Origin of the sequence: Bradyrhizobium macuxiense, from assembly GCF_007993935.1 — a bacterium.
Classification (GTDB): Bacteria; Pseudomonadota; Alphaproteobacteria; order Rhizobiales; family Xanthobacteraceae; genus Bradyrhizobium; species Bradyrhizobium macuxiense_A.
In genome coordinates, this window is the sequence record NZ_VITY01000011.1 from 241,889 (window position 1) to 260,023 (window position 18,135).

An 18,135-nucleotide genomic window follows, 5' to 3' on the forward strand; every position below is an offset into this window, starting at 1 on the left:
TCGTCGCTGCGAAAAAACTGTGTTACAAGCCGCCCTCTCACAAGGAGCATTCAGGGTGAAGAAAGTAACGAAGAAACGCATCAAGCGGCGCGAGTGGACCAAAGAAGATATCAAAGAGCTCAAGGCCCATTCGAAGTCCCGGACTCCGGTCATAAAAATATCAAAAATGACCAAACGCACTATCGGTGCGCTGCGTCAGAAGGCCTTACATCTCGGGATCGGACTCGGTCATCAGCGATAGCTTACTAAACCAGCACCGAAACTGGTGGAGTGGGGCGGCTAACAGGCCGCCCCTTGATCGCTGCGTTCAGCTTTGCCGATTGCCGGTGAGATGGTCCACGACTCCAATTCTGCCAGGTCCTGCACAATCATTGTTTAAGCGTAGTGATATCAGGCTCCGTCCGCTTGCCAGCGACTCTGGTTCGCTTGGATATGGAGCGGTATGGGGCGGTTATCGTACCGCCCCTTCAGTCGCGGCGAGAATCGTCCGTCTCGCCGGTCGCTCAACGGTGCGTATGCCGAACCCGTTGTACACGTTCTTGAGGCCCGAAGCGTCGCGACGCGTAGACGTTCTCTATCGACGAAACAGCCCTCTATCGTGAACAGGCCGTGTTGTGGGAATGTCGATGCAGATTTGGCGTCGGCTCTTATCTTACAATGAGCCGATCTGCTTGCCCTGTTCGAAGGGACCCGGCCGACGTGCTGGGCGTGGTGACCCTCTGACAAGTGCCGAACGCTGGCCATCCCGTGGTCCTCCAGACGGGAAGGACTTACGGGCAGGTCATTCGCCGCAGATCGTGATAGCTTTAGAGCTTGGATGAAAGCGAGCGCTGAAACGAGCCTGCTGGTTAGCTCAGGCTCGTTCCAGTCGAAAGTCCCGAGCGATATGGCGCACTCAGCAGCAACAGAAAAAGCGCCCTGTTGGCTCCATAGCTGGCGGCAGATCGGCTACTTCCTGAGCCCGTCATAACCACGGTGCCGTCGGTCGCGCAAACCGACCACAACCACCTTCGCCCACGCTGCTTCAATAAAACCTCGAAGGTTGGCAGATCAGACATCGCCGCAGCCCAGCGTCATTTCCGAGGATCGTGCCTTGATCCTCAGAATTCCAGAGCGACTTTCAAGCAAGCGCTCTCCAGGCGATGCCTGACTGCAGCTAGCTTGCTAACTAGCTCGAGGGATCCCGGAATACCGAACTCGCCAAAAACAAACTCATCCAATGCTTCCAGTTTTGTAGCGATGGTCGTGAGAAGCTTGTAAGTCTTGTCCGTTAGCGACAATTGTACGACCCGAGCATCGCTCGTGGAGGATCTGCGCCGCAGCAATCCCTTCTTCTCCAGCAGCTTTGATTGGGTCGTCACGAATGAAGCGTCGACGTGCATCAACTTTGACACCACATTGACCGGAGCTCCGTCTTCCCTGTCCAAATCCGCCAACGCCGTCAAGATCATCCATTGTGGCCCAGTAATGCCAAGCATATTGGCCCGGAATTGGCGAAGTTCCTCCAAACGCGCATTGATGGATCTGATCTCCCACGTGAAACGGCAGACCATCTCCTGCCCGTCGGCAAAACTATTACCCACCGCTCTTGCTGGACTGGACAAATCTGGCGGCATCGCGTGTCAGGGTTTCCATCCTTGGTTTGTTTCCCCTTAGCGCGAATCAAGAATGTGGACAATCTCATCCGAGGAAAGCGGTCGAATACTTGGTACGCTTCGGACGAACGGGCCACATAGTGGTGCAGCGACGGAAATCGAGACGCGCTCTATGCGCAGGGATGCGTGACATGTGGAGCTGCATAGAGCTTCGCGGCGGCCATCGGACGCACATCGACGAGACCGGCATTGTCGAACATCCGATCGAGGCGCAGGAATTGTCGTCAGCGAGGAGCGCCCAGGCTGAGAGAGGCTCCTGGTCGTCCGTCGTGGAGAACGAAGTTACAAAGGCCGTCCGGAAGATCAACTTGACGTCGTTGGCTACTATACTCTCCAGCAGCTGGTGCTGAGTCAGTGCAACGTCCGTCGCGTGGCGGGCTTCTCGATCCAGCAACTCGCGGCGAGCATTGGAGCGAACTCCACCAGGCGACGGCCGCGGCGCGGCAGGGTTATCGAGCGTGAGGCAACAGCGCCCCGCTATGGTGCCGCGGGGTTATGCGGTGGAGAACGCCGGTGAACGAGAGTTCGCGTGATGCCACACGGACTGCTGAGCTGGCGCACCGTCTCGTGCGCAACGCACTGGTTTGCTCGATGTTTCTCCGATTAAAAGGGCGCCCAAAGGATCGGCCGAGAAGTGGATTGATGCCGCACTCGCGAATACGCGACTTGCTCGACGCCATCCGCGAAGGCTGTGGGCTCCTTGATTGTGTGATGTGGCAGACGAGGCACCGCGCTTTCGTGGGCTGCCAGGCGCGAGTCTCGAGCCATCGCCCAAAGTTGAAACACAGACACTTTGCTGGAGGCCGCCGGGCGGCTCTTCATGATGTCGCGGCCGTTTGCCCGGACGCTCGCCGAGCGCTGTTTGTGCAATCGTGGCATTTCTATTCTGCGCGAAGGTGCGCTGCGTTTCCACCCGCGCTGCTGCTGCCGTCCCGATGACAACATGCCAGACTGATATCTGGCCGGCATCGATCGCTTGTGTAATGGATGGGGAGGAGCTCATCGCCGGGGGGCATCGCACCTGGCTCGATCCTAACGGTTTCGATCCCGTGCGTCCCGACAAGAGGCTGGTCGACACACCGCGGCCGGGTGACCTTCTCGGTGACGCGGCTCGATCCGGCACGATCGGCGAGGTGCCCGCGCTGGGCGAGGGCATCTAGAGTGTGCTCTCGATCCGCTGCGCAGCTCCAAGGCTGCCAATGGCTGCAGCGCTTTCCGCCAACCATCGGTCGCGGCCTTAACCGAATGCGCCGCGGAGGCTGGACCCGAGCGCGAGTGAATTCAGGTGGTTCGGATGCCCTCCTGACTGGTCCCTGGGGTTGAACCTCTCGCCTTTAGAGGACATCGGAGGGCAAGTCCGCGGCGGCCCGGCATGGCATAGGTCGCGGCCATTGTTTTTTCATCGGCGCGTGCCCTGCGCCTTGCGTCGCGAAGAAAAACAGCTGCAGCTCTTCCGTGCTCCGCCAGCGCTACCGCCCTGAAATGATCGCCACAAAACGGCCCAGCAATCGCAGGGTGCCGCGGATTGCCTTCAAACCCGACTGGACAAACATGCCAACGCCGCTTCGTTTAAGCGCAACGATGTCATGCTGGCCGACTTTGGCAAGGACAGGCGTGGGCGAGGGCAGCGCACGCCCGCACGTCACAATGTAAATTCGGAAATATTCGCCCGACGAGCTCTGAAAGGGGTTGAATCGCACGTGGCGTCAAGTTGTACGATCTCAAATATAGCCGGTCAACGAGTGACAAAAGAGTGCGAATGTCCCAACTCTTAGGCTCTTGTAAGATGAGCGCAGTCCGCAGCGGCCGTTGTCGGTTCGCTAGCTGGCTCAGTATCCTCACGCGATGGTCCGGCGGAGACCGTTGGCGAACTTCCACATTTGACTGAACGGCAGCGACCAGACCTAAGCAGATTGGCTGACTTGTCTCGCTTGCGAGGCGAGATGGTGGCGCCGTCTTAACCTGTGCATCCGTCATTATCTCCGAGGCGCAGATCGCCTCAAGGATCTCGACGTCAAGTGCCAGGAGGAGCCAGACGCCTCGCGCGGCCATGCACCAGATTCGCGAATGGATGCAACTATAGGGGAGAATGGGGTGACAAGGCAGCGTTCTTTGTTGACGCCTGGTCCAATTGCACTCACGTCGGCGGTTAAAACGCAGATGCAGGTTGATCTCGCATCGCGTGATTTGGAGTTCAAGGAAGTGACCGCCCGTATGAGGCGGTTGATGCTCAATCTGTCGGGAAATCCAAAAGGCCACTCGGTTGTTCCTATCCAGGGAGGTGGCTCCTTTGCAATGGAAGCCGCTCTCTCGTCATTTGTGTCTCAGAGCGACCGGCCGCTCGTTTGCATAAACGGCATCTATGGTGAGCGCATACTCAAGATTCTCCGGCTGTCCGCTCGCTGTTCTACTGATCGGCGCCTATCAACGAGGCTTGACGACAATCTCCCACGATTCGGCCCATCGCACCTTGGCGAGAAACACCACCTGGAATTACGCCCTGGGGATTCTGTTCGCGGCCTATCCCCTGTTCCAGCGCCATTGGGCATACCGGATCTCACACGTCTATCTGCATCATCCGTTTCTCGGCGACCCGGAGAAGGATCCTGATCTAAAGTTCTTTTTGGCCAGCGGTGTTTACGACGTCCAGCCTCCAGGGCGGTACGCCTTCAATATAATCTGGAAGCCGATACTGGGTGGCGCGACGGTCGCCTATCTGAAGTACCTTTGGACGAACCGGTTTTCGATAGCAGCCAGCGAGGACCAGGATCGGTCGGGCATACTTGTCGATAAGTATGGCTTCTATCTGTTCTGGTTCGCCATGCTGGGCGGATCATATCTTCTTGGACTCCTCCACCTCGTCATCCTGTTCTGGATTGTGCCCTATCTCACCACGTTTCAGGTCCTCGGCTGGTTTATCGAGCTCGCCGAACACTCACCTATGTGCGAGACCGAAACCAAGAACGTCTATCTAACTCGCAACAGAAAGGGGAATGTTCTGGAGAGAGCGATCTTTGGGCAGAACTTGGATGAGTACCACCTTGAGCATCATCTGTCGCCCGGCATCCCTTTCTGGCTCTTGCGCAAAGCTCAGAAAATTCGAATGCAGGATCCTCACTACGCAAGTGTTGCCTCGACTTGGGGAGGCCTCTTCGTCAAAGGGCCTCAAGGTCAACCCAGCGTAATCACCCAGTTGAAGGAGCGAAATAGACGCTTGTATGAGCAGTCTATCGCCGGCGCAAATGCGCGGGAGAAACTGGCTTGATTTCGCAACAGGCAGAATCGGTCCGGGCCGTGGTCGGCATCACCTCAAACCGTCTATTGGCTGATGGCGTGCACCGCGATTGGTTGCGGCGCAAATACGTGCAAGCCCTCGGTCGTTACGCCGGGGTAACGAGCGTAATACTTCCGACCATCGATGCTGATGATGCGGGGGACGATAGCGTTCTGCCAATCATGCCCATTGGAAATGTCCTCATTACGGCTGTCGCCCTTTGCGCCATTTTCGTCCAGTATCGGAGGTCCAGATGAACAAACGCCATTGTGCAATAGTCGATGCGTACTCGACAGGCAGCTACCTGCCGGAGGAGTTCAGTCGGTACGGAATTGGAACGGTACATTTGATGTCGGCTGCGGAGGTGCCGCCGGTCTTTTGCTCGCATTTCGACGCTACCTTATATGATGAAGTCATTCGTCCGAACGAGCGCATGACTGAGGAGGAGGTCGTCGAATATCACCTGGAGGCGCTTCGATGCCGAGAAGTGGAGTTCATTATAGCCGGATGCGAGACCGGAGTTGAGCTAGCGGATTCCTTGTCTGAGCGGCTTGGCTTACCTTCGAATGGAACCACCCGGTCAGCTGCAAGACGTGACAAATCGCGTTTGTCTGAAGCGTTGTCCTCCGCAGGGGTGCGATCGATCAAGCAGGTGGTGTCGAATTGTGCGGAAGAGTTCACGAGCTGGATGCGTCAATCTAGCTTCGACGAAATTGTAATCAAGCCACTGAACAGCACCGGTACGGAGGATGTGTTCTTCTGCTCGACTGATGCTGATGTGCAGCGGGCTACGAGTGCCATTGTCGGAAAGACAAATCGTGTCGGCGCGTTGAATCGCTTTGCTCTTGGGCAAGAGAAGATAAGGGGTCAACAATACACGGTGAATGCTGTCTCGGTCGACGGGGAAACGTTCATCACGGAGGTCTGGACCTATGACACCGTTCCCATAAAGGGCGCGGCATCCGTGTGCTCACTCGAGCGCTTGTTCGATGGCAAAGACCCCGTCGTGGAGCAACTGTCCGACTATTTGATACGTTCGTTGCAGGCGCTCGAGATTGTCAACGGACCCGCTCATGCCGAGATCATCGTCGACCACGCGGGGCCAGTGCTGGTGGATTTCGGAGCGAGGCTTCAAGGGACAATGTCTCGAAAAGCCCGGACGATGGCGTTGGGTCACAATCACATGACCCTAACGGCATGGCGCTACGCAGATCCCGCTGGCTTTCTTGCATATATGAGGCAGCGTGGCCCGTACAGCCGGCGGGCTCACGCGCTGTGCGTCTCGCTGATCTCTGACGTAGGCGGTCTTGTCGGCGGCTATCCGGGGCTCGAAACAATCCGTAAGCTGCCAAGTTTCGCGGATGCAATTGCATTCGTTCCAGTGGGTCAAAACCTGGTTCCGACGACCGATTTGGCGTCCACACCGGGGATCGTGTACCTAGTGAACAACGACTTGACCCAGCTTGAGAGTGACTATCTCAAGTTGCGCGCAATGCGGATGGACCAGGTATTCGATCTGGCGAGCCTGGGTCAGACCTAAATGCCAAGCGAAATCGGGATGACTGGCGTGAATGCGGCTCGCGTGGCGGTGGCTGGAGTGTGCGACTTTGACGGCGTCCTTCGAGGGAAGCATGTCGTGGCAGAGGATCTTTCGAATGGAGACAAAATCGTCAGATTCTCTGAAGCCGTGCTTGCCTGGGATTGTTCGGACCGGGTGATACCAGCGAGTTTTACCAAGAAGCCGCCATCAGCATTCGGAGATGCAGACCTGCGCATTCTATCGCGCACCGGTCGTCCTGTGTCTAATCGGCGGGATCTCTACCTGGCTGAGTTTGCGGGAGCCCATGAGAACATCTGCCCGCGTGGTGTTCTGCGTAAGGTCCTAAGAAGAGCAGCTGACCATGGATATAGCTGTACTGCAGCGTTCGAGTTTGAGTTTATGCTTTTCAAGGAGAGCGCCGAGACCGTCGATAATAAGCCCTTTGATCAATGGGCCCCTTTGACGCTTGGACCATTCGGTTACTCACTGACGCGGACCATTGCGAACGAAGAGCTGTTCGACGAGATCCTGGCGTTGTGCGAAAAGGCTAGAATGCCTCTGAGTGGGCTCCATCTTGAAACCGGGCCCGGCGTGATTGAGGCTTCGCTGCATCATTGTGATGCTCTGGACGCTGCTGATCGAGCCGTCATATTCAAGTCGATGATAAAATCGTGGGCGCAGACGAGAGGGATGACGGCCACGTTTATGGCCAAAGTTTCTGAGAATTGGCCGGGTCAGTCGGGACATATTCACATCTCAATGTCGTCTGATGGCAAGAATGCGTTCTACGACAGCGAGACGAGGTCGAACATCTCAGAAACGATGGGCCAATTCATTGGCGGACAGCTGAAGTACATGACAGACTTTTGCGTGCTGGCCGCGCCTAACGTGAATAGCTATAAAAGACTGGTGGCGGGGTATTGGGCTCCAATCGGCCCAAGCTGGGGAGTCGACAATCGCTCCTGTGCAGTGCGGGTCATCCCGGGAGGCCCGGATGCGCATCACCTTGAGTACAGACTGAGTGGCGCAGATGTGAATCCATATCTCGCCCTCGCGTGCGCCCTCGGCTCCGGCATTCTGGGAATTGAAGAGGATGCTGACTTAGCAGCTCCGTTTGTTGGTGATGCAAGCGAGGAAAATGCGCCTTCCTTCGGGCGGCTTCCCCATCATTTATTAGAGGCGACAAGTCGGTTTGCGCGATCTCGGAAGGCCATCGATCTTTTTGGAGATAGGTTTGTCGAAGCCTTCTCGTGCTCCCGCCGTTGGGAGTGGGAAGCCGTTCAACATCGAGTCACTGACTTTGAGCGCCAACGGTACTTCGAGATCATTTAGCGTCACAAGCCCTTACGGTCGCGTTCGTCGACAACATCCGTGGCGGCGCCGCGGATGCCGGCGAAGAACTCAAGCCAGGCGACTGCCTGCCTCCGGTGCCGATCTCTCCGTGGCGTAGAAAGTCGCCCTCGGAGGCGATACCCTTGAGTGAGCCGTTTTCATCCAGGACCGGAAAGCCCGCTGGATCTCCTCCATCAACGCAGCGTGCGGCGACGCTGTTTTGATCCACCTCATCTGGATCCGGAGCCGACGATTTTGCCGCGAAACCCTGAATGAATCGGTCTCAACCGAGTTCTAGAGCCCGGCAGCGATCGCGATCCGCATCAGCTCCGACATGCTGCGCACATTGGTCTTGGCCATCAGGTTTGCGCGGTAGACCTCGACCGTGCGCGGGCTGATGCCAAGCTCGTGGGCAATCACCTTGTTGATCTTGCCGGCCACCAGCCCCCGCAGAACATCACGTTCACGTGGCGAGAGGTCTGCCAGGCGGCCTTCGGCGTCGCGTCTGGCCGCACCATCAGCCGGTTCTAACTGCGCTTGCAAGGCTCCTCGAATTGCACGCAGCAGCGCCTCGTCCTCGAAGGGTTTTTCGATGAAGTCGACCGCGCCAGCCTTCATCGCTTCCACCGCAAGCGCGACGTCGCCGTGGCCGGTCATCAGGATGACGGGGTAGGCTGTGCCGTCGGCCTTGAGCTCGCGGACCAGCTCAAGGCCGCTCATGCCAGGCATGCGGATGTCGGATATGACGCAGTCGACTTTATAGTCCGCGAAATGATGAAGGAAATCGGCTGCCGTCTCATAGGTCGCAACGGAGAAACCGTTAACGTCGAGCAGGAAGGCGAGCGAATCCCGCATCGCCTGGTCGTCGTCGATCACCAGGATTGTGCGTCGCGCAGTCATACCTCTTCTCCGGCCTCCGCAAAGGGAAGGGTGAACTGAAAGATCGTGCCGCCGACCGCATTTGGCAACGCGTCGATGTGACCACCGTGGGATTCGACGATGGTCCGGCAGATTGACAGGCCGACGCCCATACCATGTTCCTTTGTCGTGACAAAAGGTTGGAACAGGCGCTCGACGATGGCGGGACTAATCCCGGGGCCGGTGTCAGCGATGGTAAATATCGCGGCGCTGTCGGTCTTGGCGACGCCGACAGTCAATTCGCGACGCGCGGTGCTGGCCATTGCCTCGATCGCATTGCGGACCAGGTTCAGCACGACCTGCTGGATCTGGATCTTGTCGACGATGATCGAACGTATGTCCCGGTCGCTGCGGATGGCGACCCGGATACCCTGCTCCTTGGCGCCGAGCAACGCGAGTGCGACCGCTTCTTCGAGCAGTGTGACCGGACTTTCCAGCGAAGGTTGTGTTTCGCCTTTGGCGACGAATTGGCGGAGACGCTTGATGATGTCTCCGGCCCTTAGCGCCTGCTCCGCAGCGCGATCAAGGGCGTCGCGCATTCTTGTGATATCGAGCGTCTCTGCTGCCATGAGCGTTCTTGCGCCGCGCATGTAGTTTGTGATGGCCGAGAGCGGCTGGTTGATCTCATGCGCTATGGACGACGCCATCTCGCCCATCGCGGTCAATCGCGATACATGCACCAGTTCGGATTGCAATTCCTGCAGCCTGCGTTCCTGAGCGCGCCGCTCGGTGAGATCGCGCACAAAGCCGGTGAAGAAGCGCTCGCCGCGCGCCTTGGCCTCGCCGACGGCGAGTTCCATCGGAAAGGTCGAGCCATCGCTCCGCTCACCGACCACGATTCGGCCGATGCCGATGATGCGACGTTCCCCGGTGCTCAGATAACGTTCGAGATACCGGTCGTGCTCGTCGCGATAGGGCTGTGGCATCAGACTCGATACGTTCTTTCCGACAATCTGGTCCGGCGACCAGCCGAACAGGCGCTCGGCTGCAGCGCTGAACGAGCGAATGATGCCGCGATCGTCTATCACAATCATGGCGTCGGGCACTGTATTGAGGATCGACTGCAGATGGGCCTGACGGTCACCGGCCTGCTTCGAGTCCCGCAGCAGCCGATCGCCCATGAAACCAAGGATGGGGCCAAGTATCGCGAAACATGCGATATCGATCATGTTCGCGGGATCGGTAACAAGGTCCCTTCCTCGGGATTCGGCGCTGATGCCGAGGCAGAGCAGGGTGGCAAGAAGCGCGGGGCCGCGGCCGCCGGCGAAAGTGGCAAAGAGCACGACCGGAACGTAGATAATCGTGAATGTTCGGTCTTCGAGGTAACGGTCCAGTGCCGCGTGCAAAATAAAGACAAGTGCGGCTGCGGCCGCTGCAGTGCCATAGCGATACCAGATGCGGTCGGACATTCGTCTCCGGGGCGAGCCTTACATTTCTCCGACAGTACAACGTTCGGGCGCGCCGAGCCACCCGTCGCTGAGCATGCGCGAGCTCTCACTTCAGCGAAGGCATGCCAGGCCGCGTTACCTGACCCAGACGCGCCAATGGGTCGGCTGCATCGCGATGCGCTCTCGGGTCTCCCGCCTTCGCCCAGCCGCCGACAACACGACGGCAGGGGGGGTGTGGATGGCGTTACCCTCGAAGACGGCCAACTCTAGGTCGCGATCAAAGGGGCGGACTCAATCCGCTCCGTCGGCCTCGATTCGTGGCGGAAGCAGGCGCTAGGTGCAGAGCGCAATGATGTCCGATCCGATCTCGTTGCCTTAAGTATCGGTCTCAGTCTCGCCTGCAATCGGTTGCAGTACCTTGATGCAGGTCAAACCGATACGTGGTTCCGAGGTTGAGGCAAATCAAGGCAGCTGACGTCGCGTGGTGCGAATCTGCGAAAGTCGAAGGGAGAAATGGCAAATGCGCGCGCATCAGATCATGACGAGGAATGTCATCACTGTGGGGGCTAATACCTCGATCCTCGACGCAGCGACGCTCATGATGAACCATCATATCAGCGGGCTTCCGGTGGTCGATAGCCGCGGCAAGCTGCTTGGCATTGTCTCGGAAAGCGACTTTCTACGGCGAACCGAGATCGGCACCCAACGTCGGCGTCCCCGTTGGCTGCAATTCTTTATGGGTCCGGGCTGGGCGGCTGAAGAGTTCCTGCACGAAAGAGGCCGCAGGGTCGGCGCTGTCATGTCGGTCGACCCGGTCACGGTGACGGAACAAACGCCATTGCAGGACCTGGTGGGGTTGATGGAAAAGAAGCGGATCAAGCGCGTGCCGGTGATGCGCGACGGCCACCTTGTTGGTATCGTCACGCATGCGGATCTATTGCGCGCGGTCGCTGCAATCGCTCACGAAATCCCGGATCCTACGGCGGACGATCAGCATATCCATGATCGTATTGTGCGTTCGCTCGAGGCTCCGGACTGGCGTCCGCTCGGCCTGCAGGTATCGGTGCGCAACGGCATCGTACATTTGCGGGGTATCATCACCGACGAGCGTGCAAGACAGGCGGCCATCGCCGCCGCGGAGAACGTCTTCGGCGTCAAGGGCGTGCACGACCATCTTTGCTATGTCGATACGTATTCCGGCTTCTATATCCAATCTGCCGAAGATGAGAAATTGGCCTCCGCCGAAGCGACGAAGCAGAGGGCAGAATGATCGCGCGCGTCGGGCAGCTGCTGCTCGGTCTGTCGTTGCTCATTGCGGCAGCCGCGATCACCACAGAAGCTCCGGACATTGGTTTGATCGCAACGCTGGTCACAATCTGTGTGATTGTCGGCTTTGCTGTCGCGGTGGCGGGCTGGACCATCGGCCGCGACACCGCGTGAGCGTAACTCATTTACCGCGCTATGTTGCGTCAGATCAAAGTGGGCGCCCCAGGATTGGACAATATGCGCAAAGCAACGAACTAGCCCACCAGAGGGTGCCATGCCATCATTTGACGTCCGTTTCATAAAGACGGTTTGCGACGATACCGGCCACGAACATCGCGCTTGTCAGGCGGCGTTCAAGGTCGATGCCAGCTCGCTCACAACGGCCGCGCAACTGGCGGAGGCCGACTTCTGCAGGCAAAAAGGCGTGCGGGACTGGACGATCTTTGCCGATTCGATGGAGCTTCGGATGCCTCCAGCTCTGCCGCCGGCCTGGGGCGGCTAGGCAGGTATCGTGAGCAGCACTGCTCGCCGCCGCGCGGGCTGAACGTACCCGGATGGACGACCATCTCCGAAGCCGGAGGGCTTACGTCGCTGGTTGCGGACCGGCATTTTGCAAGCTGGCTCGCAAGTCCCGCTATAGAGCCTTGGCGTGCAAGGTGTCGCTCCCCCTAGCGTGGTCGCCAACATGCCTTCACGAAGATCAAACGGCATCCGCGACACGGTTTACGAAAAACCCAAGGGATGCGAAATGACAAATCGATCAGATAGCAATAGCTCAGCGCAATTCGTGGGTCTCGCCGCACGCTTGCGAGCATTTCTCGCTCGCCGAGACGAATTCGATCTAATGACCGCTCGGGAAGTCGATACGATCGCTCAGGAGCTCAATCTTCCCGCGTCGGATCTTCGAGCGCTGGCCCGCGGGCGGGGCTCGCCTGAATTGCTGAACAAGCGCCTTGAGCATGCAAGCTTGTCAGAAAGAGCGCTCGCTTCGTCCAATAGCGATGTGCTGCGGGATCTGCAGAGGGTGTGTGGCCTCTGTCGCGAGAAGAGGCGCTGTGCCGCTGACTTGGCGCGGGAAAGGCGAGCCAGTCCGGCCAGGTACTGTCCGAACGAATTGACCTTGACCGCGCTGGGCCGCGGCGCTGGTGCCAAGCGGCATGGCGACGGAATTGATGCCGATCAAGCGGCTGCCAGCGAGATTGTGGTTTCCATGACGTCGTCGCACCCAAGGAAAGCCTCCACATGACAAGTCCATCCTCCGTTTCAAAGTCAATGACGATGGGCGAAGCCGGCTTAATGTCGGCTTTCGCGGTCCTTGCCTTCGTTTGCTTTCTTGGCGCGGCGATGGGGCACGATTCGGCGTTCTCGTTTCACGCGGCGCTTGCTTGCTCTGCGAGCCTGAGTGCCGTGGTCATGATTGGCAATCGCTACCTGGACCGACCGGCCGCATTGCCAGCAGCGGAAATTGGTGGTCGCCCCAATTACTATCTTGGACCGATCAAGTTCGCTTCCGCCATGGCGATGTTCTGGGGTATTGCGGGCTTCACGGTGGGTCTGATCATCGCGATGCAGCTGGCGTGGCCGGCGCTTAACTTCGATCTGCCCTGGACGACATTCGGCCGATTGCGGCCGCTGCACACTTCTGCCGTGATCTTCGCGTTCGGCGGCAACGTCCTGATCGCATCTTCGTTCTACGTCGTGCAGAAGACCTGCCGCACGCGGCTAGCAGGCGATCTTGCGCCCTGGTTCGTCGTGGTCGGCTATAACTTCTTCATCCTGATCGCCGGCACCGGTTATCTGCAGGGCGTCACCCAATCGAAGGAATACGCCGAACCGGAGTGGTACGCCGACCTTTGGCTGACGATCGTCTGGGTGACATATCTGTTCGTGTTCCTGATGACGCTGGTGAAGCGCAAGGAGCCGCACATCTTCGTCGCGAACTGGTTCTATCTGGCGTTCATCATCACGATCGCGGTGCTCCATCTCGGCAACAACCCCGCACTGCCGGTCTCCTTCCTCGGCTCGAAGTCTTACATTGTTTGGGGGGGCGTGCAGGACGCGATGTTCCAGTGGTGGTACGGGCATAATGCGGTCGGCTTCTTCCTGACCGCAGGCTTCCTGGCGATCATGTACTACTTCATCCCGAAGCGGGCGGAGCGCCCGGTGTATTCCTACCGGCTTTCGATCATCCATTTCTGGGCGCTGATCTTCCTCTACATCTGGGCCGGCCCGCATCATCTGCACTACACGGCACTGCCGGATTGGGCGCAGACGCTCGGCATGACGTTCTCGATCATGCTCTGGATGCCGTCCTGGGGTGGCATGATCAACGGCCTGATGACGCTGTCGGGAGCCTGGGACAAGCTGCGTACCGACCCTGTGCTTCGCATGATGGTGGTGTCGGTGGCATTCTACGGCATGTCAACCTTCGAAGGCCCGATGATGGCGATCAAGGTGGTCAATTCGCTGAGCCACTACACTGACTGGACCATCGGCCATGTGCATTCGGGAGCGCTGGGCTGGGTCGGCTTCGTCTCTTTCGGCGCGCTCTACTGCCTGATCCCCTGGCTGTGGAATCGCCAGCTTTACAGTCTGAAGCTCGTCAACTGGCACTTCTGGATCTCGACCATCGGCATCGTGCTGTACATTTCCGCGATGTGGGTGTCGGGAATCCTGCAGGGCCTGATGTGGCGGGCCTACACCTCGCTCGGCTTCCTTGAATACTCCTTCATCGAGTCCGTCGAGGCCATGCACCCCTTCTACATCATCCGTGCCGCCGGTGGCGCATTGTTCCTGATCGGCGCCCTGATCATGGCCGTCAATCTCTGGATGACGGTCAATGCCGGCAAAGCCAACGAAACCAAGGGCGCCGGCGCCGTCCAGCCTGCCGAATAGGTCGCGCAATGTCTCTCTGGAACCGACACAAGATCTTTGAGAAGAACTCGATCATCCTGATCGCAGGTATTCTCGTCGTCATTGCGATTGGCGGGCTTGTCGAGATCATGCCGCTGTTCTATCTGAAGAGCACGATCGAAGCGGTCGATGGCGTGCGGCCCTATACGCCGCTGGAACTTGCCGGCCGCAACATCTATGTCCGCGAGGGCTGCTATCTCTGCCACTCGCAGATGATCCGGCCGCTCCGCGATGAGGTTGAGCGTTACGGCCATTATTCGCTCGCTGCGGAGAGCATGTATGACCATCCGTTCCAGTGGGGCTCCAAGCGCACCGGACCCGATCTCGCGCGTGTCGGCGGCAAGTATTCGGACGATTGGCACGTCACGCATCTGATCAATCCGCGCTCGATCGTTCCGCAATCGGTGATGCCCGGATACCCGGCGCTCGCGAAGACGGAGGTCGATCCGTCCGACATCGCGGCTCATCTGCGGACCAGCCGCGCGGTCGGCGTGCCCTACACCGACGAGCAGATCGCCAACGCGGCCGCCGATCTGAAGGCGCAGACCGATCCCGACAATCCTGGCTCCGATGCGTTGCAGAAGCGCTATCCGAAGGCTTTGGTCCGCAACTTCGACGGCAAGCCTGGCAATCCGACCGAGCTCGACGCGCTGATCGCCTATCTGCAGATGCTCGGCACGCTCGTCGACTTCAAGCTCTACAACGAAAAAGCCAATCTGCGCTGAGGTTATCCGGATGAAAGCGATCATTCAAATCGAGAGCCTGGCGTCGATCCTGGTCAGCACGCTCTGGACTCCCATCTTCGTCGGAATCTTCATCGCCATCGTCGCGTACGCGCTTTGGCCCCGCAACAAAACTCTCTTCGATGCCGCAGCCCGGATGCCGCTGCGGGAGGACTGACCATCATGAGTGAGCACAACGAGATCGACCACGTTTCCGGCCGCAGCACGACCGGTCACGAGTGGGACGGCATCAAGGAGCTGAATACGCCGCTGCCGCGGTGGTGGGTCCTGACGTTCTATGCCACGATCGTCTGGGCGATCGGCTACTGGGTGGTCTATCCGGCCTGGCCACTGGTCTCGGGCTACACCAGCGGGCTGTTCCAATATTCGACACGCGCCAGCGTCGCGACCGACCTTGCCGATCTGGAAAAGCTGCGCGGCCAGAAGATGGCGGTGCTCGGCAGCGCATCGCTTGCCGATATCGAAAAGGAACCGGCCCTGCTGGCGCTGGCCCGTGCGCGCGGCAAGACCGTGTTCGCCGACAATTGCGCGCCCTGCCATGGCAGTGGCGGCGCCGGCGCGAAGGGCTATCCGAACCTGAATGACGACGACTGGCTATGGGGCGGCTCGCTTGACCAGATCATGCAGACGATCCAGTTCGGCGCACGCTCGGGACACGCAAAGACGCACGAAGGGCAGATGCTGGCGTTCGGTCGTGACGGGGTCCTCAAGAAGGACGAGATCGTGACCGTCGCCAATTATGTGCGCTCGCTCTCCGGCCTGTCCACCGCGCCGAAGTTCGACGCTGCCGCAGGAAAGAAGATCTTCACCGAGAACTGCACGAGCTGCCACGGTGACAACGGCAAGGGCAACCAGGAACTCGGCGCGCCGAACCTGGCCGACAGGATCTGGCTCTATGGCTCCGACGAGGAGACGCTGGTCGAGACCATCACGAACGGCCGCGCCGGCGTCATGCCAGCCTGGGTCGGCCGTCTGGACCCGCTCACCGTCAAGGCGTTGGCGGTCTACGTGCACTCGCTGGGCGGTGGCAGGTAACTGCCGCGGCGGGCCTGGTCCGGGATCGTTGATCAAGGTCAATCCCGTGCCCGGCGCGGGATTGTAGGCTCTTGCAAGAGCCTCATTCGAGCGACCCATGAACAAGCCCGTGTCACCTGATGACCTCATAACCGACGAAGACGGGCCGCTCTATGCGCCCCGCAGGAAGTTATACCCGCAGAGCGTCTCCGGCCGGTTTCGCTCGATCAAATGGCGGCTGATGGTCCTGTGCCTCGGCGTCTACTACTTGCTGCCCTTCGCGCGCTGGAATCGCGGCCTCGGCGCGCCCGACCAGGCGGTGCTGATCGATTTTCCGAACCACCGCTTCTATTTCTTCTTCATCGAGCTGTGGCCGCAGGAAATCTACTACTTTACCGGCCTTCTGGTGCTGGCGGCGCTCTCCTTGTTCCTGATGAACGCGCTGGGCGGCCGGATCTGGTGCGGCTATCTCTGCCCGCAGACGGTGTGGACCGATCTGTTCTACGCGGTCGAGCGCCTGGTCGAAGGCGACCGCCGCGCCCAGATCAAGGCCGATGCCGGGCCGATGACCGCAGGGCGCGCCGGCCGCCGTGTGCTGAAGCACGCGATCTGGCTGATGATCGCGTGGTGGACCGGCGGCGCCTGGGTGCTCTATTTCGCCGATGCGCCGACCCTGGTGCGCGACCTGGCCACCCTTCAGGCGCCGGCCATCGCCTATGTCTGGATCGGGATGCTGACCGCGTCGACCTATTTGCTGGCCGGCTACATGCGCGAGCAGGTCTGTGTCTATATGTGCCCATGGCCGCGGATCCAGGCGGCGCTCACCGACGAATTGGCGCTCAACGTCACCTACAAATATGATCGCGGCGAGCCGCGTTGCTCCGTGAAGAAGGCATTCGACATTCGCGCGCTGGGTAAGAATGCCGGCGATTGCATCGACTGCAACCAGTGCGTCGCCGTGTGTCCGACCGGGATCGACATCCGCGATGGCGCGCAGCTCGGTTGCATCCAGTGCGGCCTGTGCATCGATGCCTGCGACGCCGTCATGACCAAGGTCGGCCGCAAGACCGGCCTGATCGGATACGACAACGACGTCAATGTTCAGCGCCGTGTTGCCGGCAAGGGAGAGATATTCAAGCCGGTTCGCGCGCGAACGGTCGTCTATGCCGGCCTGATCACCGCGGTCTGCGCGATGATGGTCTACGCGTTGATGTCGCGGACGCTGCTCGACGTTAACGTGCTGCACGACCGCAACCCGATCGCAGTGCGCCTCAGCGACGGGGCGATCCGCAACGGGTACACGCTGCGCTTCCTCAACAAGCGCGCCTTTGATCGCGTGATCGCGATCGATGTCGACGGTCCGGCCGATGCCAAGCTGCACGTCATCGGCGTGGACGCCGTGACGCCGGACCGGCCGTCGATCGTCCTCGCCCGGGACGCCACCACCGAAGCGCGCGTGCTGGTGATGGCACCGTTCGACGAAAAGGCGGAAAAGTCGGTGCCGGTCACATTCCGTATCACTGACATCGGTCTCGGAGAAGTCGCGTCCGCTACCGACCACTTCGTCCTCCCATAACGGCGGAATCTGATCATGGCGGCCTCAAGTCCAGCCCCGCGACCCATCACCGGACGCTTCGTCCTGATTACGACGATCGCGTTCTTCGCCGTCGTCATCGGCGTGAACATGGTCATGATGCGCCTTGCCATCACGACGCTGCCGGGCACCGAGGTCGATAGCGCCTACAGCGCCAGCCTCGCCTATCAGCGCGAGATCGCGGCTGCGCGGCAGCAGAATGAGCGCGGCTGGCAGGTGCAGGCGCACGTCGACCGACGGCCGGATGGCGCGGCCGCTGTCCTGCTCGAGGTGCGCGATCACGCCGGCGCGCCGCTTACGGGAATGAATATCCTGGCACGCCTCGAACGGCCGATCGATCGTCGCGCCGATCGGCCGATCGAGGTCAGTGAAGCCGGTGCCGGAAGCTATCGCGGCCGCGTCGACGGCGTCGCTCCGGGGCAGTGGGACCTCGTGATCGAGGGCGACGCCGATGGTCGCCGGATGTTCCTGTCCAGAAATCGCGTGTTGCTGAACTGA

At 59.6% G+C, this 18,135-nt stretch carries 16 protein-coding genes and 1 pseudogene; 14 read left to right on the plus strand and 3 right to left on the minus strand.

All coding sequences use genetic code 11. The annotated features are described in order from the left end of the window. The first annotated feature begins 55 nt into the window (after nucleotides 1-55). Nucleotides 56-241 (plus strand): hypothetical protein, encoded by a 186-nt coding sequence (locus tag FBZ93_RS27710; protein ID WP_146990267.1) that lies wholly within the window; start codon nucleotides 56-58, stop codon nucleotides 239-241. A gap of 859 nt (nucleotides 242-1,100) precedes the next feature. Here FBZ93_RS27710 and FBZ93_RS27715 read toward each other — a convergent pair. Further along, nucleotides 1,101-1,583: a MarR family winged helix-turn-helix transcriptional regulator gene (locus FBZ93_RS27715; protein WP_433995447.1), complete on the minus strand. Its 483-nt coding sequence runs from the start codon at nucleotides 1,581-1,583 to the stop codon at nucleotides 1,101-1,103. An 895-nt stretch (nucleotides 1,584-2,478) separates the two neighbouring features. Between FBZ93_RS27715 and FBZ93_RS41985 the strand changes: the two genes are divergently transcribed. The 4 genes and pseudogenes from FBZ93_RS41985 to FBZ93_RS27740 all read left to right on the plus strand — a co-directional run bounded on the left by FBZ93_RS41985 (nucleotide 2,479) and on the right by FBZ93_RS27740 (nucleotide 7,801). Continuing rightward, the gene (locus FBZ93_RS41985) at nucleotides 2,479-2,610 is read left to right on the plus strand and encodes a DUF7146 domain-containing protein (RefSeq protein WP_433995451.1); all 132 of its coding nucleotides are present in this window, start codon (nucleotides 2,479-2,481) and stop codon (nucleotides 2,608-2,610) included. Nucleotides 2,611-4,050: 1,440 nt separating this feature from the next. Next, nucleotides 4,051-4,920: pseudogene (gene rtxC / locus FBZ93_RS27725) on the plus strand (dhydrorhizobitoxine desaturase); the annotation flags it as partial. 262 nt (nucleotides 4,921-5,182) lie between these two features. Further along, nucleotides 5,183-6,469, plus strand: coding sequence for an ATP-grasp domain-containing protein (locus tag FBZ93_RS27735; protein WP_146990270.1), 1,287 nt, complete (start codon nucleotides 5,183-5,185; stop codon nucleotides 6,467-6,469). Between the two features lie 18 nt (nucleotides 6,470-6,487). Then, on the plus strand, nucleotides 6,488-7,801 hold the full coding sequence (locus tag FBZ93_RS27740) for a glutamine synthetase family protein (RefSeq protein ID WP_246667668.1): 1,314 nt from the start codon (nucleotides 6,488-6,490) through the stop codon (nucleotides 7,799-7,801). 294 nt (nucleotides 7,802-8,095) lie between these two features. Here FBZ93_RS27740 and fixJ read toward each other — a convergent pair whose 3' ends face one another. Both fixJ and FBZ93_RS27750 read right to left on the minus strand, forming a co-directional pair. Then, the gene (fixJ, locus tag FBZ93_RS27745; protein ID WP_146990274.1) at nucleotides 8,096-8,701 is read right to left on the minus strand and encodes a response regulator FixJ; all 606 of its coding nucleotides are present in this window, start codon (nucleotides 8,699-8,701) and stop codon (nucleotides 8,096-8,098) included. Then, nucleotides 8,698-10,128 carry a PAS domain S-box protein gene (locus FBZ93_RS27750; RefSeq protein WP_146990276.1) on the minus strand — a complete coding sequence of 477 codons (1,431 nt, stop codon included), beginning with the start codon at nucleotides 10,126-10,128 and terminating at the stop codon, nucleotides 8,698-8,700. Before FBZ93_RS27750 ends, fixJ begins: the two co-directional genes overlap by 4 nt. Nucleotides 10,129-10,627: 499 nt before the next feature. Here FBZ93_RS27750 and FBZ93_RS27755 point away from each other — a divergent pair, with 499 nt between their 5' ends. From FBZ93_RS27755 to FBZ93_RS27790, 9 genes are all read left to right on the plus strand, one after another. Then, entirely contained in the window at nucleotides 10,628-11,377 is a 750-nt protein-coding gene (locus tag FBZ93_RS27755; protein ID WP_146990278.1) for a CBS domain-containing protein, read from the plus strand. Further along, the gene (locus tag FBZ93_RS40795; RefSeq protein WP_167529243.1) at nucleotides 11,374-11,547 is read left to right on the plus strand and encodes a hypothetical protein; all 174 of its coding nucleotides are present in this window, start codon (nucleotides 11,374-11,376) and stop codon (nucleotides 11,545-11,547) included. Before FBZ93_RS27755 ends, FBZ93_RS40795 begins: the two co-directional genes overlap by 4 nt. A 100-nt stretch (nucleotides 11,548-11,647) precedes the next feature. Further along, entirely contained in the window at nucleotides 11,648-11,875 is a 228-nt protein-coding gene (locus tag FBZ93_RS27760) for a hypothetical protein (protein ID WP_146990280.1), read from the plus strand. A gap of 770 nt (nucleotides 11,876-12,645) precedes the next feature. Continuing rightward, complete coding sequence (gene ccoN / locus FBZ93_RS27765) at nucleotides 12,646-14,268, plus strand: cytochrome-c oxidase, cbb3-type subunit I (protein ID WP_433995452.1); 1,623 nt, start codon at nucleotides 12,646-12,648, stop codon at nucleotides 14,266-14,268. 8 nt (nucleotides 14,269-14,276) lie between these two features. After that, entirely contained in the window at nucleotides 14,277-15,011 is a 735-nt protein-coding gene (gene ccoO, locus FBZ93_RS27770) for a cytochrome-c oxidase, cbb3-type subunit II (RefSeq protein ID WP_146990284.1), read from the plus strand. A gap of 10 nt (nucleotides 15,012-15,021) precedes the next feature. Further along, nucleotides 15,022-15,186, plus strand: coding sequence for a cbb3-type cytochrome c oxidase subunit 3 (locus FBZ93_RS27775; protein WP_146990285.1), 165 nt, complete (start codon nucleotides 15,022-15,024; stop codon nucleotides 15,184-15,186). A 5-nt stretch (nucleotides 15,187-15,191) separates the two neighbouring features. Beyond that, complete coding sequence (gene ccoP, locus FBZ93_RS27780; protein WP_146990287.1) at nucleotides 15,192-16,064, plus strand: cytochrome-c oxidase, cbb3-type subunit III; 873 nt, start codon at nucleotides 15,192-15,194, stop codon at nucleotides 16,062-16,064. A 97-nt stretch (nucleotides 16,065-16,161) separates the two neighbouring features. Further along, the gene (gene ccoG / locus FBZ93_RS27785; RefSeq protein ID WP_146990289.1) at nucleotides 16,162-17,619 is read left to right on the plus strand and encodes a cytochrome c oxidase accessory protein CcoG; all 1,458 of its coding nucleotides are present in this window, start codon (nucleotides 16,162-16,164) and stop codon (nucleotides 17,617-17,619) included. 15 nt (nucleotides 17,620-17,634) lie between these two features. Continuing rightward, nucleotides 17,635-18,135, plus strand: coding sequence for a FixH family protein (locus FBZ93_RS27790; RefSeq protein ID WP_146990291.1), 501 nt, complete (start codon nucleotides 17,635-17,637; stop codon nucleotides 18,133-18,135).